Origin of the sequence: Rhodococcus sp. NPDC019647, from assembly GCF_044389235.1 — a bacterium.
Taxonomy (GTDB): domain Bacteria; phylum Actinomycetota; class Actinomycetes; order Mycobacteriales; family Mycobacteriaceae; genus Rhodococcus_F; species Rhodococcus_F oxybenzonivorans.
Genome location: NZ_JBIRXS010000015.1, coordinates 95,790 through 118,453, shown reverse-complemented (window position 1 = coordinate 118,453; position 22,664 = coordinate 95,790). Strand labels below are relative to the sequence as shown.

The 22,664-nt window shown below is 67.1% G+C and carries 19 protein-coding genes; 10 read left to right on the top strand and 9 right to left on the bottom strand.

What is annotated here, in order from left to right; translation table 11 throughout:
• Positions 1–22 precede the first annotated feature (22 nt).
• Positions 23–1,102: an enoyl-CoA hydratase/isomerase family protein gene (locus ACH49N_RS24190; RefSeq protein WP_358274989.1), complete on the bottom strand. Its 1,080-nt coding sequence runs from the start codon at positions 1,100–1,102 to the stop codon at positions 23–25.
• 30 nt (positions 1,103–1,132) lie between these two features.
• Between ACH49N_RS24190 and ACH49N_RS24185 the strand changes: the two genes are divergently transcribed.
• The 7 genes from ACH49N_RS24185 to ACH49N_RS24155 all read left to right on the top strand — a co-directional run bounded on the left by ACH49N_RS24185 (position 1,133) and on the right by ACH49N_RS24155 (position 10,938).
• The gene (locus ACH49N_RS24185; protein WP_358274987.1) at positions 1,133–2,386 is read left to right on the top strand and encodes a CoA transferase; all 1,254 of its coding nucleotides are present in this window, start codon (positions 1,133–1,135) and stop codon (positions 2,384–2,386) included.
• On the top strand, positions 2,383–3,786 hold the full coding sequence (locus tag ACH49N_RS24180; RefSeq protein ID WP_358274985.1) for an amidohydrolase family protein: 1,404 nt from the start codon (positions 2,383–2,385) through the stop codon (positions 3,784–3,786). Before ACH49N_RS24185 ends, ACH49N_RS24180 begins: the two co-directional genes overlap by 4 nt.
• 430 nt (positions 3,787–4,216) lie before the next feature.
• Positions 4,217–4,978 carry an SDR family NAD(P)-dependent oxidoreductase gene (locus tag ACH49N_RS24175; RefSeq protein WP_358274984.1) on the top strand — a complete coding sequence of 254 codons (762 nt, stop codon included), beginning with the start codon at positions 4,217–4,219 and terminating at the stop codon, positions 4,976–4,978.
• A gap of 152 nt (positions 4,979–5,130) precedes the next feature.
• Complete coding sequence (locus ACH49N_RS24170) at positions 5,131–5,973, top strand: 3-carboxyethylcatechol 2,3-dioxygenase (protein WP_043777197.1); 843 nt, start codon at positions 5,131–5,133, stop codon at positions 5,971–5,973.
• A 49-nt stretch (positions 5,974–6,022) separates the two neighbouring features.
• Positions 6,023–7,681 carry an FAD-binding protein gene (locus tag ACH49N_RS24165; RefSeq protein ID WP_358274983.1) on the top strand — a complete coding sequence of 553 codons (1,659 nt, stop codon included), beginning with the start codon at positions 6,023–6,025 and terminating at the stop codon, positions 7,679–7,681.
• A complete protein-coding gene (locus ACH49N_RS24160; RefSeq protein ID WP_005573091.1) occupies positions 7,678–9,240 on the top strand; it encodes an AMP-binding protein in 1,563 nt (520 codons plus the stop codon). Before ACH49N_RS24165 ends, ACH49N_RS24160 begins: the two co-directional genes overlap by 4 nt.
• Before the next feature lie 81 nt (positions 9,241–9,321).
• Positions 9,322–10,938: a bifunctional 3-(3-hydroxy-phenyl)propionate/3-hydroxycinnamic acid hydroxylase gene (locus ACH49N_RS24155; RefSeq protein ID WP_358274981.1), complete on the top strand. Its 1,617-nt coding sequence runs from the start codon at positions 9,322–9,324 to the stop codon at positions 10,936–10,938.
• Between the two features lie 68 nt (positions 10,939–11,006).
• Here the strand turns inward: ACH49N_RS24155 and ACH49N_RS24150 are convergent, their stop codons facing one another.
• From ACH49N_RS24150 to fdxA, 7 genes are read right to left on the bottom strand one after another with little or no spacing between them, the layout of a single operon-like run.
• Positions 11,007–11,699, bottom strand: a complete 693-nt coding sequence (locus ACH49N_RS24150; protein WP_043793419.1) for an SDR family oxidoreductase — start codon at positions 11,697–11,699, stop codon at positions 11,007–11,009.
• Between the two features lie 5 nt (positions 11,700–11,704).
• Positions 11,705–12,520 (bottom strand): crotonase/enoyl-CoA hydratase family protein, encoded by an 816-nt coding sequence (locus ACH49N_RS24145; protein WP_005573086.1) that lies wholly within the window; start codon positions 12,518–12,520, stop codon positions 11,705–11,707.
• Positions 12,521–12,563: 43 nt separating this feature from the next.
• Positions 12,564–13,631 carry a CaiB/BaiF CoA-transferase family protein gene (locus ACH49N_RS24140; protein WP_005573085.1) on the bottom strand — a complete coding sequence of 356 codons (1,068 nt, stop codon included), beginning with the start codon at positions 13,629–13,631 and terminating at the stop codon, positions 12,564–12,566.
• 24 nt (positions 13,632–13,655) lie between these two features.
• Positions 13,656–14,753 (bottom strand): CaiB/BaiF CoA-transferase family protein, encoded by a 1,098-nt coding sequence (locus ACH49N_RS24135; protein ID WP_005573084.1) that lies wholly within the window; start codon positions 14,751–14,753, stop codon positions 13,656–13,658.
• Positions 14,754–14,799: 46 nt separating this feature from the next.
• Positions 14,800–15,105 (bottom strand): hypothetical protein, encoded by a 306-nt coding sequence (locus tag ACH49N_RS24130; RefSeq protein ID WP_016881672.1) that lies wholly within the window; start codon positions 15,103–15,105, stop codon positions 14,800–14,802.
• 59 nt (positions 15,106–15,164) lie between these two features.
• A complete protein-coding gene (locus tag ACH49N_RS24125; RefSeq protein ID WP_358274979.1) occupies positions 15,165–16,697 on the bottom strand; it encodes a class I adenylate-forming enzyme family protein in 1,533 nt (510 codons plus the stop codon).
• Between the two features lie 36 nt (positions 16,698–16,733).
• Positions 16,734–17,057 carry a ferredoxin gene (fdxA, locus tag ACH49N_RS24120; protein WP_005573081.1) on the bottom strand — a complete coding sequence of 108 codons (324 nt, stop codon included), beginning with the start codon at positions 17,055–17,057 and terminating at the stop codon, positions 16,734–16,736.
• Positions 17,058–17,361: 304 nt separating this feature from the next.
• On the opposite strand from fdxA, the gene ACH49N_RS24115 reads away from it, so the two are divergent.
• Genes ACH49N_RS24115 through ACH49N_RS24105 form a run of 3 tightly spaced genes read left to right on the top strand, consistent with a single transcriptional unit; the run spans position 17,362 to position 21,606 of the window.
• Complete coding sequence (locus tag ACH49N_RS24115) at positions 17,362–19,515, top strand: acyl-CoA dehydrogenase (RefSeq protein WP_358274977.1); 2,154 nt, start codon at positions 17,362–17,364, stop codon at positions 19,513–19,515.
• Positions 19,516–19,541: 26 nt separating this feature from the next.
• Positions 19,542–20,726, top strand: coding sequence for a CaiB/BaiF CoA-transferase family protein (locus tag ACH49N_RS24110; RefSeq protein WP_358274976.1), 1,185 nt, complete (start codon positions 19,542–19,544; stop codon positions 20,724–20,726).
• 16 nt (positions 20,727–20,742) lie between these two features.
• Positions 20,743–21,606, top strand: a complete 864-nt coding sequence (locus ACH49N_RS24105; RefSeq protein WP_358274974.1) for a patatin-like phospholipase family protein — start codon at positions 20,743–20,745, stop codon at positions 21,604–21,606.
• 120 nt (positions 21,607–21,726) lie between these two features.
• Here the strand turns inward: ACH49N_RS24105 and ACH49N_RS24100 are convergent, their stop codons facing one another.
• Entirely contained in the window at positions 21,727–22,497 is a 771-nt protein-coding gene (locus ACH49N_RS24100) for an SDR family NAD(P)-dependent oxidoreductase (protein WP_005573077.1), read from the bottom strand.
• Between the last annotated feature and the right edge of the window lie 167 nt (positions 22,498–22,664).

Sequence of the window (22,664 nt, the reverse complement as noted above, 5' to 3'; positions counted from 1 at the left end):
AGCGGCTGGTGGTGTGAGTCCTCTAGCGCGGGCTTGGGTTGTTGCCGGTTTCGTCGATGAGGCCCCATGCCAGTGCGGTGTCGGTGTCGAGGGCGGCGCCGGTGGCGCAGAGCCAGAATGCTCGCCATCGGCCGATCCGCCGGGGGACGCTCACGGTGCCGCCGGCTCCGGGGATCAACCCCATGGACACCTCCGGCAGGCGGAATACGGTGCCGGGCGCGGCCACGATCCGGCCTGCGAATGCGGGTACCTCGATGCCGGCGCCGACACAGCTGCCGTGCACCCGGACCTCAATGTGATCGGCCAGCTGTGATACCAGCCGACCGGCGCCGGCGCGGGTGCGAATGAGGTGCGCTGTGGCGAGGTCGGGGGTGGTGCCGAACTCGTCGAGGTCGCCGCCCGCGGAGAACGATGGACCCGCCCCGTCGAGCACGATCGCGGTGATCGTGTCGTCCGCGACGGCCAACCTGAGCGCCTCCACGAGCCCGTCGCGAACTTCGGCGCCGTAGGCGTTGCGGCGTTCCGGTCGATTGAGTGTGATCAGTAGCCGCTCGGCGTCGCGCCGCACGAGCACCGGTTGCTGCGGTGACGGCGGCGGCAACGGACGCGGACCACGTTGCTCGAGCCACCGCCGAAACCCCGGCGTCCCGAGGAGCGTGGAATAGGCCAGCGACTCGACGTCGATCGCCTGGGGCACCGGGAGATCTTCTGACAGCCGCAGGACCTGGCCGAGCACCATCGCGGCGTGCACGTTGTCGTCGACGACGCCGTGCAGTTCGGCGAGCGCGGTGTCCAGGTCGTCCACGCTGACGACCCACTTGTCGGCCGGGTCGGCACCGGTGGCGAGGGTGGTGTCGAGGCCGACGGCGAGGTCGGCGATGGGTTCGGGAACGGGGCCCGGGGTGCGGCGGACCCCGACCAGCAGGCGGTCGGTGCGCCGTGCGCGCTCGGCGGCGCGGACGGCAGTATTCCCGTCGACCCCGACATCGAGGTCCACCAGGAGCAGTGGCGTGTCCACCCGGGCACCCGCTGTGAGCAGCGGGGTGTCGGCCACTCCGTCCAGGAGGTCCTGTGGGGTGATCACGGTCTGCGAGGTATCCACGGATCACAGCTTGCAGCATAGGATCGAGCGGTGTTCATCCCGCCCCCGCTCGCATACCCGGTGCCGGATCCGGTGCGGGACTGGGCCGAAAGCGGAGTAGTAGCCCTCACCGGCCGAGCCGGCGGCCCACCGATCGTCCCTCCCGGGCGGGCGGCGACGGTCGCGCGGGCGATGGCATCCTGGATCTCCGACGTCAGCGCCCTCGGTGGTCGGCGGATCGGAGTCGACGGTGCCGGGTTGCTGTCGGAGCGGGCCGCGCTCACCGGTTTCCGTCGCCGCGGTGACGTCTCGCTCGGCGGCAGCTGCCGGTTGCTCCGGAGCGCCGACGGGTGGGCCGCCGTCTCCTGTGCCCGCCCCGACGATCCGGCGCTCCTCGGGGCCTTGGTGAGCGAGGACGTGGACGAGGACGAACCCTGGCCCGTCGTCGCCGACTGGGTTCGCCGCCACGGTGGCACAGAGTTGGCGCAGCGGGCGGCCTTGTTGGGCGTCGCCGCGGGTCCGGTCCCGCCGCCGGAAACACCCCCGCGCCCACCGATGCCGCTGCACCCTCGGCCCGTCGACGGATTGCTGGTCATAGACTTCAGTGCCCTGTGGGCCGGCCCGCTGTGCGCCCATCTGCTCGGACTCGCGGGAGCCCGCGTGGTGAAGGTCGAGACGCCGGACCGCCCGGACGGCGCGCGACGCGGGAACGCCGCGTTCTACCGGCTCCTCCATGCCGGCCACGAATCGGTGGTACTCGACCCCACCACGACCGAGGGGCGGCGAGCCCTGACCGCACTCGTCGCCGCGGCCGACATCGTGATCGAGGCGTCCCGCCCGCGCGCACTGGCGAACTTCGGGCTCGACGCCATGGCGGTTGTCGACCGCGGGGGGACGTGGGTGTCGATCACCGCGGCCGGACGCTCCTCCGACCGGATCGGCTTCGGGGACGACCTGTCCGCGACCGCAGGACTGGTCGCGCGTGATGTGAGTGGTCCGGTCTTCGTCGGCGACGCGCTCGCCGACCCACTGACCGGGGTTACCGCCGCGGCACTCGCGATGTCCGCACCCGCCGACGGCTCGGGGCGGCTCTGGGACCTGTCGATGTCGGACCTGGTCGCGTCGACGCTGACGGACGACCCCGCGCCGACACCCAGTCCGCGTGACGGCAGGTGGGTGGTCGAGACCGCATCGGGTGTCGTGCCGATCGCCGAACCGCGCGCCCGGGTGCCGGTCGGGTGCGCTCCCGAATCCGGAGTGGACACCAATGGCGTCCTGCGGTCGTTGGGGATCGCGGCGCCATGACTGACCTCGTGATCCGCAACGCGGAGGTCGACGGCGTTCCCGGGATCGACGTGTCGATTTCCGACGGCGGGATCACGGCGGTGGGACCGATGCTGGCCACGACGTCGGCGGACATGATCGACGCCGGTGGCGGTGCCCTGATCCCCGGTCTGCACGACCATCACCTGCACCTCCATGCGATGGCCGCTGACGCAGCGTCCGTGCGCTGCGGGCCGCCGGCTGTCCGCGACGCCGCCTCATTGGCGGAGACGCTCGGGCGGGCGCCGGGCGACGACAACGGCTGGGTGCGCGGCGTCGGCTACATCGAGACCGTCGCGGGCGATCTCGACGCCGACGCCCTCGACCGGCTCCACTCGGCCCGTCCGGTGCGCGTTCAGCACCGCAGCGGCGCGATGTGGGTGCTCAACGGTGCTGCCGTTGCCGCCGTGCGCCTGGCCGACGCGGCGCATCCGGGAATCGAGCGCACCCCGGACGGCCGTCCCACCGGCCGGGTGTGGCGCGCCGACGCCTGGCTGCGGGACCGGCTCCCGCCGTCCGCTCCGCCGCGCCTCGATGCGGTCGGTGCTGCCCTCGCTCGGTGGGGGATCACGGGTGTCACCGACGCCAGCCCGGACCTCGACCCGCGCTCACGCGCGGCGATCGAATCGTCTGTCTCGGAGGGCAGCTTGCCGCAGCGGGTGCACCTGCTCGGGGCACCGCCCGACAGTGACATCCCCCCAGAACAGGCCCGAGTCACCGTGGGCCCCTCCAAAATCGTGCTCGCCGACTCCGGACTTCCCGACCTCGACGACCTCGCCGACCGGATCCGCGACGTCCACGACCGAGGCCGAGCGGTGGCGGTGCATTGCGTGACCCGGGAGTCGTTGCTTCTCCTGCTCGCGGTTCTCGATGACGTCGGGACGTGGGCCGGTGACCGCATCGAACACGGCGCGCTCATTCCCGGGGAGACGATCGACGGTCGCCGCCGACGAGGACTCACCGTCGTCACCCAGCCCGGCTTTCTCGCGCACCGCGGCGACGACTATCTGCGTGACATCGACGAGATCGACCACCCCGACCTGTACCGCTGCCGGTCACTGATCGAGGGGGGCGTCCCGGTCGCTCTCTCGAGCGACGCCCCGTACGGACCACCGGACCCATGGGCGGTGATCGCCGCCGCCGTGAACCGGCGGACGCCGACCGGTGAAATAGCCGGTGCCTCCGAACGCATCACAGCCGCAGAGGCATTGACGCGATACCTCACACCCGCGGACGATCCGGGCGGCAGACCCCGCACCGTCAGTCCGGGCGCACCCGCGGATCTGGTACTCCTGCACGGTCCGCTCGCCGCCGTCCTCACCGCACCATCCGCCGACGCCGTCCGGGCCACCCTCTTCGGTGGAATACCGCACCGAATCTGAGAGGCCTGTCAGGGGTGGTGGACACGGCGCCTGCCTCAATACCAAGGTCGACCGTGAACTGCTGATACCGAGTTCGAGGCTGAACTCGTACAGACATGTCGGGCCGAGACGGTCCCAGTTCTAGCCGCCCGGCGGTCTGGTGGAGGGTCGCATTCGAGTACGAGGCGACCGACCGGAACGTGCCCACGGCGTTTCGAATCCGCGATAGTTCTGACCGGATCCCTGTGTGTGATGCGTTGTGTCACGCGGATCAGGTCAACCCTGCGGTCGGGCTCAGCGATCGAGACCAACAATGTGGCCGATATGTCAGATAATCGGGTGAACGAGAAACCTGCTTGCGCAAGCCGCGTACCTTTGTGGCGAAACATATTGCAATTCAGCCAATGAGCCACTAGATAGCACCAGCTGATCGAGGAAGCACGGGAACGCAATGTCAGACAACCTGCAGGGTAGACGCATAATCATTACCGGAGGGGCCAGTGGAATGGGAGAGGGCCTTGTACGGGCGTTTCCTGCTCTCGGAGCCGACGTGGTATCGCTCGACCTCGCCGAGCGTGAGGGACGTGAGATTGCAGAGGCGAGCAAGGCTCGATTCGTCCAATGTGATGTGTCGGAGCAGACCTCGGTCGATGCGGCGTTCGCGCAGGCCGTCGATTCACTGGGCGGTCTCGACGTCCTGATTCATGCAGTGGGCATCGCTCCGGGGGGAGCGGCCGAAGAGATTCCGCTCGACATCTGGAATCGGGTCATGGGCATCAACGCGACAGGCACGTTTCTCACGAATCAGGCGGCGTTCCGACATTTGAGGGACGACGGCGGACAGATCATCAACTTCGCGTCCGCCGCCGGGGTCCAGGGCTTGACCAATAAGGCTGCGTATTCGGCCAGCAAGGGTGCTGTGGTCGCGTGGACCCGCACCGCGGCTCAGGAATGGGGAAAATACGGCGTCACCGTGAACGCCATCGCTCCGGCAATCTGGACTCCCATGTACGACAAGACCCGTGCATCGATGACGACGGAACAACTGGCCGCGCACGACGCGTACATGGCGAGAGCCGTCCCGCTCGGGGGCAAGCTCGGTGACGTCGAGAAGGATTTCGTTCCGGTACTGGCCTTCCTCTCCGGTGAGGGCGCCCGGTTCATGACGGGGCAGATCTTCCCGGTCGACGGCGGAACTCTGATGATGCGGTGACCGAAACGCGGCACACCCTCGACGTGACGCCGATTACCATCTAACGTTTGTGTCATGTTTGATCCGTGCCGCGGACCGACAGCGTTCCCCGGCGGCGAGTCAGGTGCGAGGAGGGTGTCTTGAGTGAAGTGAAGCGGGCGACTGCGAACCGGATGGTGGTGTGCGCGAGCCACAGCCCAGGAATGGAGCGCGATGTCGACCGAGTGTTCGGCACCACGTTCCGAACGGGGTTGGCGCGCGCGAGTTCGATCGTCCGAGAATTCGATCCCGATTACATCGTCCTGTTCGGCGGGGACCACAGGCGGGCATTCCGGCACGTCGTCCCCACTTTCGGGGTGGCACTGTCTGCCGGGATCATGGCGGAGGCCGGGCACTCTGCAGGCGCATTGAACGTCCCTCAGGGCACTGCGAGAGGCCTCGCCGAGCATCTGCTCGACTCCGGGATAGATATCTCGGTCTGCCGGGATGTGCAGCTCGACCACGCGTTCGCGCAGCCCTTGCGCGATCTGACCGGCAGCGTGGACGCGTATCCCGTCATCCCGCTGCCCATCAACTGCGCAACGGCGCCGTTGCCCAAGGCCGAGCGGGTGCTCGCATTCGGGGACGCGGTGGGCCGATATCTGTCCGGCACGGGCGATCGGGTGCTGGTAATCGGTACCGGCGGTCTTTCGCATTCGCCGCCCAGTCTCGAAGTGGACACGTACGACATCAGCGACGAGGAACGCGCCAGGATCATCGCGGAGGGTTCCGCCGCCGCGCGGAAGAAGATCAAACCTGCGTGGGACAAGGCCTTCCTGCACGCATCGGCGACCTGGGACAGGGAGGCCCTCGCGCGTCTCACCGACAGCGCGCACGCGGATGCCGGTGCGGGAGCCAACGAGGTGCGGACCTGGCTGGCTGCGGGTGCGGCCGGCGGCGGCGTTCCGCTCGAGCCGCTGATCTACGAGCCGGTGGAGGAGTGGATCACCGGCATGGCCGTCGCGGTGTCGGCGTGATCTGACAGGCTGTCGATAAGACTCTGCGGTCCTTTCTCTGCACGGAGGTGTGTTCGTGGGCTCGTCGTTCGATGTGGTGATTCTGGGTTCGGGTGCTGCGGGTTTGACGGCGGCCTTCACGGCGGCGGTGAGCGGTGCCCGGGTGGGGGTGTTCGAGAAGGCCGACAAGGTCGGCGGTACGGCCGCCTGGTCGGGCGGGAACGTGTGGATACCGAACAATCCGCTGATGGGTGCTGCCGGCGTCGCGGATTCCGAGGAGGAGTCGGTGGAGTACATCATGTCGCTGTCACGGGGCTTACTCGACGAAGACCTGGTGCGGGCGTTCGTGGTGGCGGGGCGAGAGATGGTGACCTTCCTCGATGCGGAGGCGGGAACCGAATTCTATGTTGCCGAGGGGTTTCCGGACTATCACGCTGAGCATCCGGGTGGTAAGCCCGGTGGCGGCCGGACATTGGAAACCCCGTTGTTCGCGTTCGACGAGTTGGGGGAGTGGGCGTCGCGGGTGACGCCGGGTCCCTATTTCGCGAATCTGCACCTCGTGCAATGTGAGACACCGATCGGCGCCGCAGTGCCGCGCCCGCCGTCCGAAGCCGAGGTCGCTCGCCGTCGGGTACGCGACGAACGGGGACGAGGTCAGTCGTTGGTGGGCCGGCTACTCGCTGCCTGCCTGGGGGCCGGGGTGGAGGTGTTCCCGGGCATGCGAGCCCGCAGATTGGTGACCGCGTCGGCGCCGGACGGTCGTGTGGCGGTGACGGGAGTGCATTTCGAGTCGGCGGGCGGTGAGCGCGTCGAGGTGGCTGCCGGGTCTGGTGTGGTGCTGGCGACGGGGGGATTCGAGTGGAACGAGGAGTTCAAGAGGGCGTTCCTGCGGGGTCCGCTGACGCATCCGGTCTCGATGCCCACGTGTGAGGGCGACGGCTTGTCGATGGCGATGCGGGTCGGGGCGATGCTCGGGAACATGAGAGAGGCGTGGTGGAGTCCGGTGGCCGAATTGCCGGACGGTGTGAACGAGATGAACCGGGTGATGGTCAACGCGGACCGCACACGGCCACGGTCGATCATGGTGAACCGGTCGGGGCAACGTTTTACGAACGAGGCGGCGAACTACAACGCTTTCGGCGGCGCATTCCACCAGGAGGATGTGGCCGCCTTTCGCTACGCGAATCTTCCGTGCTGGTTGATCTTCGATCAGGAGTATCTGCGGAGGTACGGGACGGTCGGACCGTGGCCGCCGGGAGAGGTAGCGCCGGAATGGATGACACGGGCCGGCAGCGTTGCGGAGTTGGCGGCCGCCCTGGGGATTCGGGGCGACGCGCTGGAACGGACGGTCGAGCGGTGGAACGGACAGGTGGCGGAGGGATGCGATCCGGACTTCCACCGCGGTGAGAGTGCGCACGACCGATGGTGGGGCGACCCGCACCTGAAGGGTGCCGTCGAGGGCACCCTCGGTCCGCTGACCGAGGCGCCGTTCTATGCGGTGCGGCTCGAAAGCGGGGCATTGGGGACGAAGGGCGGACCGAAGGTCGACAAGCACGGCAGAGTGGTGGACCTCGACGGCGGGGTGATCGGTGGGTTGTATGCGGCGGGCAACGTGATGGCGTCGCCGTTCGGGATGACGTACGGAGGCGCGGGTGGGACGCTGGCGCCGGCAATGGTGTTCGGTTATCTCGCCGGCCGCCACGCCGGATCGAGAACGGTGCACGCATGACCTCGGGTCGGACCTCGGGACTGCCCGGACATCTGCGCGCGGACACCGTCTTCGGCCTCGTGATCGCTCGGGCGGAAGCAACGCCCGACGACACCCTCGTGATCGACGAGCGTCAGCGCACCATGAGCTTTCGGGAGTTCCGAGATTCCGTCGAGCGGGTTGCAGCGGGCCTGGCCGAACGGGGCGTCACCGCGGGCACGGTGGTTTCCTGGCAGTTGCCGAGTTGGACCGAGACCATGGTGCTGACCATGGCACTCTCCCGGATCGGCGCCGTGCAGAATCCTCTGATCATGATGCTGCGCGAACCCGAGGTGGAGTTCATCTGTCGTCAGGTCGGCAGCCGGCTTCTGATCGTCCCGGAGGAATTTCGCGGTTACGCCCACGGCGAGATGGCACGTTCGGTGGCCGCTCGGCTGCCCGGAATCGACGTCCTCGTCACCGACCGCACCCTCTCTCGAGCCGAACCTCGCACCGAGCAACCGCCGCCGAAGCCGACCGATGTCCGCTGGGTGTTCTACACCTCCGGTACCACCTCGCAACCCAAGGGCGCCCGACACGTGGACACCGGACTACTCGCCGCTGCCGAAACATTCTGCGAAGCCATCGCTCCTGGACCGAACGACAGGATCGCTGCGCTCGCACCGATCGCCCATGTGGGCGGTGTCCTGCACCTGCTCGTCGCGCTGATGTCCGGTGCAGCGTTGATCACCACCGACGTCTTCGAACCCGAGGCGACCGCGCGACTCCTCGCCGACACCGGTGTCACCCTGGGAGGCAACGGAACCCCCTTCGCACAAGCCCTTCTCCGGCAACAGCGGGCGCACGATGGTCGGCTGTTCCCGGACCTGAGGGCCTTTCTCATCGGGGGCGCGCCGCGTCCGGTCGCCCTGCACCGCGAGGTCTCGAGCGAACTCGGCGGGGTGGGCCTGGTGTCCGGATACGGGCTCACGGAATGCCCGTTCATCGCGTGGGGGAGTCCCTCGGGCAGCCCGAACGAGATCGCGGTGACCGAAGGCCATCCGGGACCCGGCACATTCATACGTATCGTCGGCGCGGACGGCGCCGAAGTGGCTGCCGGCGAGCGCGGTGAACTGAGAGTGAAGGCCCGGCAACTCACCGTCGGGTACGTGGACGCCGCGCTGGACGTCGAGGCGTTCGACGACGACGGTTACTTTCGCACGGGTGACCTCGCCTTCCTCGACGACGAGGGATGCCTCAACATCGTCGGCCGTCTCAAGGACGTGATCATCAGGAACATGGAGAACATTTCCGCCCGGGAAGTCGAGGATCACCTCGTCACCGTTCCCGGACTCGTCGATTCGACCATCATCGGACTCCCCGACCCGGAGACGGGTGAACGTGTCTGTGCGGTAGTGGTACCCGAGGGTTCGGCGGTGGCTCCGAGCCTGGCCGACGTCTGCGAGCACCTCGTGGTCCGGGGGCTGAACAAGCGCAAGCTGCCCGTGCAGCTCGAGGTACTCGATCAATTGCCCCGAAATGCCATGGGCAAGGTCGTGAAAAAGGATCTGGCCCGGTTGTTCGGGAAGGACGCCCAGTGAGCCTCTGCGTGAACTGATGTTCGATCGAGCACAGCAATTCGAATCCAACGCGAACAACACTCGTGCGAGGAGGCACTTCTGATGGAAATCGATGTCGAGGTCGCGGTGGTGGGTGCCGGTCCATGCGGTGTCACACTGGCCAATCTGCTGGGCACACAGGGCGTGACGACGGTCGTGCTCGACAAGGAGCCGGCGATCATCGACCATCCGCGGGCGGTGGCGGTGGACGACGAATCGTTGCGCTCGTTCCAGACCGCGGGGATCGTCGACGACATCGTGCGGGACACCATCCAGAATGCGCCGATCCGGTACTACAACTCGCGCGGCAAGCAGTTGGCCCACGTGCGTCCCAGCGGGCAACCGTACGGCTGGCCTCGACGCAACCTGTTCTTTCAGCCGCTGATGGAAGCCGGGCTCCGGAAAGGCCTCGACCGTTTCGCCAACGTGGAACTCCATGCTGCCACCGAGGTCACGGAGTTGCTGCAGACTTCGAACGCGGTGCACCTGGTAGCGAAGTCCGAGGCGGGTGAAGTGCGGGTGCGAGCGCAGTTCGTGGTCGGCGCGGACGGTGGCCGCAGCTTCGTCCGTGACGCAGCGGGTCTGCTGCTCACCGGGGAGACGGCGCCGTCGAAGTGGCTCGTCGTCGACGTCGCCGAAGATTCCCTCGATGCGCCCTATTCGGCGGTCTACTGCGATCCGGATCGGCCGGCGATGACGATCCCGCTACCGTACGGGTATCGGCGATTCGAATTCAAACTCCTACCTGACGAGACCGAGGAGGACGTCGTCACCGATCGATCCGTCGATCGGCTGCTGCGAAAGTTCTACCGCGGGATACCGATGCCCACCGTCCTGCGGCGTCGCGTGTACTGGCATCATTCGCGGACAGCGGACCGGTTCGGGTCCGGCCGCGTCTTCGTTGCAGGCGACGCTGCGCACCTGCAACCGCCGTTCTTCGGGCAGGGCATGAACTCCGGAATCCGTGACGCGACGAACCTGGCATGGAAGTTGGCGGCGGTCGTCCAGGGACGGGCCGGCGACCGGTTGCTCGACACCTACGACGCCGAGCGCAGGAAGAATGCCGAGGCGATGGTGTCGTTCGCCACCCGGATCGGGAGCTACTATCAGCCGCATAATCGCGCCACCGAGGTGGTGCGCGACGCCGTGTTCCGCGGGGTTCAGCTGATTCCCGGCGCGCGCGAATACATTCTGCAGATGAAATATAAGCCGGCGCCACGTTACACCGACGGGGTGGTGGTGGCCGAACCGGGACAGGACTCCGGATCTCCGGTCGGCAGGCTCTTCGGCCAGCCGTCGGTGCAACTCGCCGACGGCAACCGAGTGAAGTTGGACGATGCGGTCGGACGCGGATTTGCTGTTCTCGGACTGACGAGCGATCCAGCAGATTCGCTCTCGGCGGCCACTCGAGCACGCGTGAACGCGCTGGGGGCGAATCTGTTCCGCGTGACGGCTCCGCCGTCCGCACGCCGCCACGGGTTCAGGGTGTCGAGCAGCGGGAGCAGCTCGAGCACCGAACTGTTCGACGTCGACGGTGCGTTCCGCGACCTGAAACTCGAACGTCGGCAGGACGAGGTGATCGTCCTCCGGCCGGATCGGTACGTGGCAGCGGTGTGCCGGGCGGACGAACTCGATCGGGTCATGTCTCGCCTGTGCGACGGGATGGCAGTTCCCAGCTGAACCGCCTCACGGCCCCGGCCCACGTGAGAGGGGGCCGGGGCCGCGGTGGTGCAATCGTCGCAGATCGCCTAGTCGACGCTGGTGACCGGTATCGAACCGCCGGTGATCGCGGAACCGTTGTCCGACAACAGGAAGTCGACGACCTTCGCAATCTCTGTCGGCTTCGACCACCCCTTACGGTCCGAGTCGGGCATGGCGGAACGGTTGCCTGGAGTGTCTATGACGAACGGCAACAGCGCGTTGACTCGGATGTGGTCGTCGATGTACTCGAGTGCAAGAGTCTCGACGAGTGCCACCACGGCAGCCTTCGACGCGATGTACGACGCCGCACCGGGAAACGGTCGACGTGTCGCGGCGGCGGACATGCAGATCACGGAACCTCCACCACCCCGAATCAAGTGCGGGAGAGCGGACTGCGTCACCGTGTACGCGGTCCGGACATTGAGGTTCAGCTGTGCGTCGAGTGTCGCCACCGGCGTTTCGTGCACCCGCGTCCCCGAAGTGAAACCCCCGACGAGGTTGACGACGCCGAAAAGGGGCCGATCCGCGTCGTCACCGGCGGTGGCGACGACGTTCTCGAGGTCGTCCTCGTCGGCGAGATCGGTGCGCACCAACTGCAGATTGGGATGCTCGGGAAGGCGGCCGAGTTCATCACGGTTGATCCACGGGACCACCACCCGCCATCCGGCCATCAGGAGGTGAGTGGTGACCGACGACCCGAGGCCACCGGTTCCCCCGGTCACCAGAGCTGTGCGTGCCATGTCCTTCACTGTCCTTTCCATACCGGCGCACGCTTCTCGGCGAATGCGCGGGGTCCTTCCTTGGCATCCTCCGACGTGGCGATCCGCGGCAGTTCGTCGGATGTCATCGACCAGCCTGCGTGCTCGTCGGGCCGGTCACCGTTCGCTCGCTGTGCGAGGGCAATTCGCTTGTGTGCCTGCACGGCCAGCGGGGCGTTCGATCCGATCTGTTCGGCGAGAGCGAGCGCCGTGTCCAGCACACACTCGGCAGGTACGACCCGATTGACCAGATGAAATTCGAGTGCCCGCCGGGCCGTCACCGGTTCACCGGTAAGGAGGAGTTCCATCGCGACCGTGGCGGGCAGCTTGGCGGGGAGACGGAAGGCGCCACCGGCACCTGCGATCAGGCCCCGCTTGACTTCGGGTAGTCCGAACGTCGCCGTGTCGGCTGCGACGGCGAGATCACTCGCGAGGACCAATTCGGTTCCACCACCGAGCGCGGGCCCATTGACCGCGGCGATGGTCGGCTTGCTGATGGCGTGGCCGACGTAGCCCGCGAGCCCCCAGGCTTCGCGGCCCGCTGGAATGACGCTTTCACCGCGAGCGAGCGCCTTGAGGTCGGCCCCCGCGCAGAACGCCTTGTCGCCCGCGCCGGTGAGCACCACGACGCGGACGTTCGGGTCGGCTTCCGCTTCCTCGAGGGCGTCGCCCACCCGGATACACATGTCGGCGTTGACCGCGTTGCGCGCCTCCGGACGGTTCAACGTGATCAACATCGTGTGGCCACGCACTTCGACGAGCGCCGGGGGCGTGGTGGAGGTGGTCGATTCTGTGACGGTCATACTCTGTCCTTCGCAGTGGGGAGATGAGTTCGGTGGGCGCAGGTCATACCCACACCCGATCGAGGTCCGCGGCCTCCCGTGGTGGGGAGGTCGGTGTAGAGGGCGGTGTCCGCGAGAAGCGGGGCGCCGGCATGGGTTGCACGACGCCGTCGATCTCCACGAAGGACCCGCGGGTGGAGAAATGAGGATCGCTGGGGGCCTCGGCGAAGCTCGATACGGGGGTGACGCACGCGTCCACGTCGGCGAAAGCGGCCGCCCACTCGGCCCTGCTGCGGGTGGTGAACCTCGCTGCAAACAGGACGCGGAGCTCGGGCCATCGACTGCGGTCGTCGCGGTCCGGAAGGGTGTTCGGGTCGAGCCCCAGAACGGCGATCAGCCTGTCGTAGAACTGTGGTTCGAACGCACCGACCGCCATATAGTGGCCGTCCGAGCACTCGTAGGTGTCCCAGAACGGGCAGCTACCGTCGACGAGGTTCGCGCCGCGCTCGTCCGACCACCTTCCCTGCCCCCGCATCGACCACGCGTGCTGGGTCAGGACCGCCGCACCCTCGGCAGCGGAGACGTCGACCACCTGACCGAGTCCGGATCGCTGTCGCTCCCAGAGGGCCGAGAGGATCCCGGTGACCATGAACATGGACCCACCAGCGAACCCGGCCACCACGTTGAGTGGTGGCACGGGCCGATCCTCGCCCCTGCCGATCGAGTGGAGGATACCCGTCGGTGCGATGAAGTTGATGTCGTGTCCGGCCTTGTCGGCTCGGGGGCCGTCCTGACCCCATCCGGTGACGCGGGCGTACACCAGGGAGGGCACGTGTTCGAGCACGATCGCCGGCCCCAATCCGAGGCGTTCGACGACGCCGGGACGGAAGCCCTCGACGAGGACGTCTGCACCGGACGCGAGGGCGAGGACGTCGGCGGCTCCTCGCGAATCTTTGAGATCGACCTCCACGACCCGCTTCCCGCGGTGCAAGTGCTCGGCGCTGGTGTGGTCCTCGGGGAGAAGACCGGGGCGTTGGACGCGGACGACGTCGGCACCGAGATCGGCGAGAACCATCGCGGCGTGGGCGCTCGGTCCGATGTTCGCCAGCTCGACGACCCGCAGTCCGATCAAGGGTCCGCTCCTGCTCACCCTCGATCAGCTCCACACAGTGTTCGCCGGAACCGCTACCCGCGAGGGGGCCGTCGGTGTGGCCGTCGGGGTACGCGAGAACGCCGGTGCCGGTGCGGGCTGCAGGACACCGTCGAGGTCGGTGAAGACGTTCCGGTCCATCATCTGTGGGTCCCGTGCGGCCTCGTCAAAGTCCAATACCGGTGTGACGCAGGCGTCCACGTCGGTGAACTGCGCTGCCCACTCGTCGCGAGTGCGCGACGCGAATTTCTCGGTGAACAGTTTGCGCACGAGGGGCCAGCCCTCGACATCACGCTGATGCCCCAGCGTCGCCGGATCGATGTCGAGAACACGCAGCAGTTCTGCGTAGAACTGGGGCTCGAGCGCACCGACGGCAACGTACTTGCCGTCGGAACACTCGTAGGTGTCGTAGAAGGGTGCGGATCCGTCGAAGACGTTGGTTCCCCGGTCGTCCGACCACTGACCGGTGCCGCGCATCGACCACAGCAGATGGGCGAGCGCGGGGGCGCCGTTGACCATCGCCGCGTCGACCACCTGTCCCCGGCCCGACAGTTGACGTTCCACGAGAGCAGCGAGTACCCCGACGACGAGGAACATCGACCCACCACCGAAGTCGCCGAACAGATTCAGCGGTGGAACCGGGCGTTCGTCCTTTCGGCCGACGGCGTGGAGCAATCCGGTCACCGAGATGTAGTTGAGGTCGTGGCCGGCCTGCAACGCGCGTGGTCCGCTCTGCCCCCACCCCGTGACCCGACCGTAGATCAGGCGTGGATTGCGGGTGAGGGCCTCGTCCGGTCCGAGCCCCATACGTTCGGTCACTCCGGGTCGGAATCCCTCGACGAGAACGTCGGCTCGGTCGAGAAGGCCGAGGACCATGGCGATGTCCTCGGGGCGTTTGAGGTCCGCTTCGACAATGGTGCGTCCGCGTAGTTGCTGGCTCGCCGTGCGATCGGGTGCCGGCAGACCGCCGGCGCGCTGAACTCGAACCACGTCGGCTCCGAGGTCTGCGAGAAGCATTGCAGCATGCGGTCCGGGTCCCATTCCGGCGAGTTCCAGTACGCGGATACCCGCCAGGGGACCGCTGCCGACGTCTTCGGTGGGCACGGCTGCTCCTGGGTCGAGGTGGTGTGAAGTGTGGTCGGCGACCCGGTCAGTCACTCGACGGAAGGGGCTTGGCGCTCTTGAGTGCGAGCACTTCGTCACCTAGAGCCAGGCTCCCCTCGCCGCTCTTGGTGGCGAGGACCTCGACGGTATTGGCGGCATCCGTGTAACGCTTGCCGATCGTGGTGCCCCCGGCGAGATCCCCGGCCGGTGTGAGTCCTTCAGCCGGCGATCCGGCAGGATCGATCATCGGCTGCCCGCCGCACGTCAGGGTGACGTCACCGCTCCCGCCCCGGACGACGATGACCTCGGTGCTACACACCTGGCTGCGCAGTCGTGCTCCGGTCTTCAACATGGGAATCCCTCTCTTGCTGTGGTATTCGGCCCGGTGCTCGCCGGGCCGAGGGTGGATGGCTAGACGGCGGACTTCTGAGGTTCGCAGTCGATGGCGCCCGCGACGATCTCCGCGACGATGTCCTTGCGCAGGATCTTCCCTGTCAGGGTCGTGGGCAGTTCGTTGCGGTAGACGATCCGATCAGGAGTCCGGGAACCGCGCAGACGGGCGCGCACGAACTGTCGTAGCTCCTCCGCGTCGGGGACCTCGCCGGGCTCGGGAACCACCGTCGCGACGATGGCCTGACCCCAGTGGTCGTCCGGGATGCCGACGACCACCACCGAGCGCACCCGTGGGTGCTCCACCAGGACGTCCTCGATCTCCGCCGGCGCGATGTTCTCGCTGCCGCGGATGATCGTGTCGTCGTTGCGACCCACCACGAAGAGGAAACCCTCGACGTCCTCGAACGCCAGATCCCGGGTGGGGAACCAACCGTCGGCGTCGAGTACCGAACCGCTACCCATGTATTCGCCGGACACCTGAGGTCCGCGGACCCACAGTTCGCCTTCGTCACCCGGTGCGACCGGCCTGTCGTAGGCATCTCTGATCTCGACCTCGATGCCGGGCACCGGCCGGCCGATCGATCCGAGCCGGGCGCGGACCGCAGGATCTTCGGATTCCAGTGCGGCGCGGTGATCCTCCGGGCCGAGCAGGGCGATCGTGGAGCTGGTCTCGGTGAGCCCGTAGGCATTGACGAAACCGACGTTCGGGAACGCGCGGAGGGCGGCTTCCAATGTGGGGCGCGGCATGCGCGCACCTCCGTAGGACAGTGACCGCAGCGTAGGGACGTCGGCATCACTGCCGCCGAGGTGATCCACGATGCGGTCGAGCATCGTCGGGACGACCATCGCCGACGTGGCCTTCGCGGTGCGCGCGAGTTCGACCCAGTCCGCGGCGTCGAACTGCGGGAGGTAGATCATTTTCCGGCCCGCGTAGAAGTTGGTCACAATCGTGCCCATGCCTGCGACGTGGTAGGGCGGAACGCTGATGAGCGCGCCGTCCGTCTCCTCGGCGGAGGCGAACTCGACGGTCCCCATCACGTAGCTCAGCAGATGGCTGTGCCGGAGCACGACGCCCTTGGGGGCGGAGGTGGTACCGCTCGTGAACAACACGATCGCCGGTGCGTCCGGGTCGACGTCCGCGGGCGGCACCGGATCCGAGGCCAGCTCCTCGGCGCGGGCGAAGAAGTCGTCGGTGGTGACGACGCGGGTGGCGTCGGCGTCCGCGACCGGTGCGAGGTAGACCGGGTCGACGACGACGAGTGCGTCGTCCACTCTCGCGATCAACTGCTGCAACTGCGCTGCACCGAGCCGGTAATTGACGGGGGTGAACGGGACACCGGCATAGGCGGAGGCGAAGAGCAGCGCAGGAAGTTGGAGTCCAGATCCCCCGAGGAACACGACGTTGCGCGCGCCCGACTCGATCACGGCGCTTCCCGCGCCCGCGACGAGCCGGCCGAACTCCTGGTAGGTGAGCGAACCGTCACCGACGGTGATCGCGGTGCGGTCCGGGTTGCCGGAGATCGCCATCTCCAGGATCAGCGAAATGCTCATGGTTGTCTTCCGATCAGGTGAGTGTCGAGGGAACCGTCAGTGGGGGTCCTTGGCTGGCAGGGCCGCGATCGATGGGGGATCGTTCTCGGTTCGCCCGGTCTTCGCGGCACTGCCGGGAGAGCCGAGTTCGTCGAAGAACTCCGCGTTGGAACTGACGTATCCGGACCATTGATCAGGCAGGTCGTCGTCGAAGAAGATGGCCTCGACGGGGCAGACCGGTTCACAGGCTCCGCAGTCGACGCACTCGTCGGGATGGATGTACATCATCCGTCCGCCCTCGTAGATGCAGTCGACGGGGCATTCTTCGATGCAGGCTTTGTCCAGTACATCGACGCAGGGTTCGGCAATTACGTACGGCACGGCGGGTCGGACTCCTAGCTCTGACGATGACCTAACTCAACTTGCCCAGAACCATATGCCATCTTCTGACATCTTGTCTATGAAATCTTGAAGTCGGTCCCGAGCCGGCCCGAGGCGGGGTGCGGCCTGGGGATATGCGCGCTATCCGCACAATGTCGACGGGGAACATCGGTTATTCGCGATCGGCTCTGTTGCGCAGCGGGATCATTGGATACTCTTCTATCTGACAGCTCAGGTCACATCGAGATTCTGCAGCTCCGACGCGGCTACGTTGCCGTTCCACTCAATCGAAAGGTACTCCGCCATGGCGTTGGCGATCTCGGAAGAACACAAGGAACTGGCAGACGTGGCCGCGTCCCATCTCGCGCGGGGGAACGTGCGGGAGGCTGCACGTCAGACCCTCGACGGCACCGGCGCGGACCTTCACGCGTTCTGGTCCGCGACGGCAGGGCTCGGCTGGTTCGGACTGCACCTGCCCGAAGAGCACGGGGGGTCGGGCTTCGGTCTCCCCGAACTGACGGTGGTATTTGAGGCACTCGGACACGAACTGGCCCCGGGGCCGTTCCTTCCGACGGTGACGGCCTCGGCGATCCTGGCGCACAGCGCACCCGAATCGGTTCAAACTCGGTGGCTCCCGGGACTGGCAGACGGTTCGGCGATCGGCGCCGTCGGCCTGTCGCCGGGGTTGACACTCGATTCGGACGGTGGCCTCACCGGCGAGAGTCGCGCGGTGATCGGCGCGCCCCAGGCCGCTGTGCTCGTGCTGGTCGTAGGAGATGACGTCGTGGTGGTCGAACCCGGCGAGGCCGGTGTGTCGGTGTCGACGCGAGCGGGCTTGGACACGACTCGGACGATCGGCAACGTCGCGGTCGACGGCGCTGCGATTCCCGCCGAGCGCATCCTGAAGGGCGCAGCGCGCGCCGCGGTCACGTACTTCCGCATCCTCGCCGCCGCCGAGGCTGTGGGAAGTGCGATGGCCTGCCTCGAGACTGCCATCGACTACGTGAAGACCCGCGAGCAGTTCGGGCGACCGGTCGGCACCTTCCAGGCAGTGAAGCATCATTGCGCGAACATGCTGATCGACATCGAGATGACCGTGGCCGCCACCTGGGACGCGGCACGCGCCGGAGATGTCGAGAGCGCCTGGTTCGCCGCCGCGGTCGCGGCCTCACACGCCGCCCGTGCCCAGGTGAAAGCGGCCCGGCTCAACATCCAACTGCACGGTGGTATCGGATTCACCTGGGAGCACGACGCGCACCTCTACCTGCGTCGAGCGGACACCGTGGCGGCCGTAGTGGCGGACGGGCGAGACCCGCTGGTCGACGTCGTCGAGGCCTTCCGCGCCGGGGAAGCACACGGTGCGTCCTTCGAACTGCCGGAGGAAGCACGGACGTTCCGCGAGCAGGCCGGTGCCGCGGTGGCCCACTACAAGGCGCTGCCCGAGGCGGAGCAGCGTGACTATCTGGTGGACAGCGGCTACCTCGTTCCGCACTGGCGGAAGCCCTGGGGCCGGGAAGCCGGAGTGGTGGAGCAGCTGGTCATCGAGGAGGAATTCGCGGGCATCGATCTACCCGATCTCGGAATCACCGGCTGGGTCAACCTCACGATCTCCCAGGTCGGGACGGACGAGCAGAAGAGCCGGTGGATCGACCCCGTCCTCCGTGGGCAGACCAACTGGTGCCAGTTGTTCAGCGAGCCGGGCGCGGGGTCCGACGCGGCCGCGGTTCGCACGGCAGGCAAACGCGTCGACGGGGGGTGGCGTGTCACGGGACAGAAGGTGTGGACGAGTGCCGCGCTCGGTTGCGAGTGGGGCCTGGCCACGGTCCGGACGGATCCGCAGGCCTCTAAGCACGCCGGCGTGACGATGATGGCGATCCGGCTGGACTCACCGGGAGTCGAGATCCGCCCGCTGCGGGAGATCACCGGAGACGCGCTGTTCAACGAGGTGTTCTTCGACGACGTATTCGTGCCGGACACCGATGTGGTCGGGGGCGAGGGAGAGGGCTGGAAGGTGGCCCGTGCGACGCTCGGCAACGAACGCGTCTCCATCGGTGGCGGCAGTGGTTCCATCGCGTTCACCGGGAAGGAACTGGTCAAGCTGCTCGACGGGTCTCCCGGTGCCAGGGAAAGCGCGGAGCACGAGGTGGGGGAGATCCTCGCGGAGGAGCACACGCTGCGTCTGCTCAACCTCCGCCAGGCCGCCCGGGCGATCGCCGGTGCCGGTCCCGGTCCCGAGGCCAACGTCACCAAACTCGTCAAAGCCGAACACTCCCAGCGCATCACCAACCTTGGCATGACTCTGGCCGGACCGGCGGCGGTGATGGGTGAGGTTCCGGACGTCTCCTACCCCTACCTCTTCACCCGTTGCCTGACGATCGCGGGTGGAACGTCGGAGATCATGCGCAACACCATCGCCGAACGGATCCTGGGGCTACCGCGCGATCCACTGGTCCGCTGAGCGATGACAGACGAAAGGAATTGTACGTGAATGACCTTCCCCTCGCGGGTGTCACCGTGGTCAGTCTGGAACAGGCTGTCGCGGCACCGTTCGCGACGCGTCAGCTGGCAGATTTGGGAGCCCGCGTCATCAAGGTCGAGCGACCCGGCGACGGGGATTTCGCCCGCGGCTACGACGTGTCGGTTCACGGTCAGTCGAGTTACTTCGTCTGGCTCAACCGGTCCAAGGAATCGTTGTCACTCGATCTCAAGGCCGACGAAGGCAGGGAGATCCTGTTCGAGCTTCTCGCGACGGCAGATGTCTTCGTGCAGAACCTGGGACCGGGAGCCACCGTCCGCATGGGCCTGGGCGCGGAGGATCTCGCCGCCCGCTTCCCGACGCTGATCGTCTGCGACATCTCGGGTTACGGTGCGGACGGACCGTGGGGTACGCGCAAGGCCTACGACCTCCTGGTCCAGGCGGAGGCAGGGCTGCTGTCCATCACCGGGTCGCCGAACGAGGTCGCGAAGGCCGGAATCTCGGTCGCCGACATCGCAGCAGGAAGTTTCGCCTACTCGGGAATCCTTGCCTCCCTGTACACGCGGGCGGTGTCGGGCCGAGTGCGCTCGGTGAGTGTGTCGTTGTTCGATGCGCTGGCCGAGTGGATGGGTTCACCGGCGTACTACGCGCAATACGGCGGCGAGAGTCCCCGGCGTACCGGTGCTCGGCATGCGACGATCGCACCGTACGGGCCGTTCACGGCAGGTGACGGAGAACGGGTGCTCCTCGCGATCCAGAATCAACGTGAATGGGAGCGGCTGTGCGTCGAGATACTGGCGCAACCCCACCTCGTCACCGACCCTCGGTTCGCCACCAATCCCGACCGAGTGGCCAACCGAGAGGTGTTGGAGCAGATCATCACCCAAGCCATCGAGGGTTTCACCGCAGACCGACTCGCCGGGCGGCTGGAGGAGGCGTCGATCGCGAACGCGCGGATGAACACGGTCGGCGAGCTCTGGGCGCACCCGGTACTGTCCGAGCGCAAGCGGTGGCGAGATGTCGCGACGCCGCGCGGGACTATCCAGGCACTCGTGCCGCCGGCGTCGTTCACGGGCGTCGAACCACGGATGGATCCGGTCCCGGCGGTTGGGGAGCACTCGGCCGCGATCCTCACCGGCCTCGGACGGTCCGGCACCGACATCGCACACCTGAGGTCGAAGGCGATCATCTGACGAGAGGGAGTTTTACGTGGAAGATCTGGCGCTGGTCTTGGCTGGCGGAGGAGTCGCAGGCATTGCGTGGGAACTGGGCTTCCTCCTCGGAGTGCAGGACGAGTCGGAGCACGTGGCTCGGGCGTTGCTGGATTCCACACATCTCGTCGGCACCTCGGCCGGTGCCACCGTCGCGGCCCAGATCTCCAGTGGCGTCGGCCTGAGCGATCTGTTCCACACGCAACTCGCGGCGGAGACCACCGAGATCGATCCCGGCGTCGACCTCGAGCAGCTGATGGCGGTCTTCGCGGAGGGACTCGGCGACGAGGACGCCCCGCCCCGGGAACGGTTACGCCGCATCGGGGCGGCGGCGCTCCGGGCCACCACAGTGAGTGAGGAGACGCGCAGGGCAGTCATCGAGTCTCGGCTTCCCTCGCACGAATGGCCGGAGCGGGCGCTGAGTATCACCGCAATCGACGCGTCGACCGGTGAGCTCGTCGTCTTCCAGCAGGGTCACGGTGTCTCGCTCGTCGACGCCGTGGCCGCGAGCTGTGCGGTACCGGGAATCTGGCCGACGGTGACGATCGACGGACGCAAGTTCATGGACGGTGGTGTGGAAAGTACCGCCAACGCGTTCTTGGCGGGAGTGTGCGGACGAGTCGTAGTCCTTGCTCCCGCAACCGAGCCCGGTCCCTATCTGCTCGGAGGGAGTCTGCTCATCGAGATCACCTCGATGACCGGTTCCGACGTGCTTCCCGTTTTTGCCGATGCTGCCGCGGTCGGGGCATTCGGGACGAACCCGTTGGCGCCCTCGACTCGAGCTCCGGCCGCACTCGCGGGGCGCGATCAGGGCCGACGAGCAGCCGCGCAACTGGGCGAGTTTCTCGGCGTCGTTCCCTGACGGGAACGCGCCGAAACGCAGACGACCACGAAGAAACCCGCCATGGGCTCGACACTCGCTACGGTGTCGTGCCCATGGCGGGTCGCTGCGTTCGACGGGCGGGCTGAGAGGCCTTGGCGTCTACTTCGGCTGGAAACGCAGCGCACCGTCGATCCGGATGACCTCGCCGTTGAGGTAATCGTTTTCCGCGATGTGCTGCACGAGGCCGGCGTACTCGGACGGGCTGCCCATGCGGTTCGGGAACGGAACATTCGAACCCCAGAACTTCTCGGCCTCTTCGCGTTCCATCTTGAACGCGGGTGTGAAGAAGGTGCCCGGCGCGATGGCCATCACGCGGATACCGAACTTGGTGAGGTCACGCGCAGCCGGCAGGGTCAGACCTACTACGCCGCCCTTGGCGGCGGAGTAGGCGGTCTGTCCGATCTGGCCCTCGAATGCCGCAATGCTAGCGGTGTTGACGATGACGCCACGGCTGCCGTTCTCGTCGGCGTCGTTCTTGGCCATGGCTGCCGCGCCCAGGCGAAGCACGTTGAACGTGCCGTTGAGGAAAAGGTTGACGTACCACTGGAACTGCTCGAACGAAGCGGGCTCCCCGTCCCGTCCGACCACGCGTGAGGCCCCGGCGCCGCCGCCGTGAGCGTTGACGACGATGCGGAGCGGAGCGAGCTCGTTTGCTGCGGCGAGGGCTGCGACGACACTGGCTTCATCGAGTACGTCGGTGCTGACGTACCGAACCTTCTCGCCGAGTTCGGCTTCGAGTGCTTTGCCGCGCTCGTCGTTGAGGTCGGCGACGATCACCGAGGTTCCGGCAGCGGCGAGCTGACGTACGGTGGCCTCTCCGAGGCCTCCCGCTCCGCCCGTGACGAGCGCGGACGCGTTGCTGATGTCCATCTTCGTTGTTCCTCTCCTGGCCACGACACGAGCCGCGAGCCGTTGACTGGTGCACTCATTTAAAAATGACACAATCGTCAGAAAAGTTCAATAGCGTGGAGGGGGTAGATGTCCGATCCCGCGCGTAAGTGCGAAAGCGACTGGTGCATAGACAGTTCGAGCCCTTC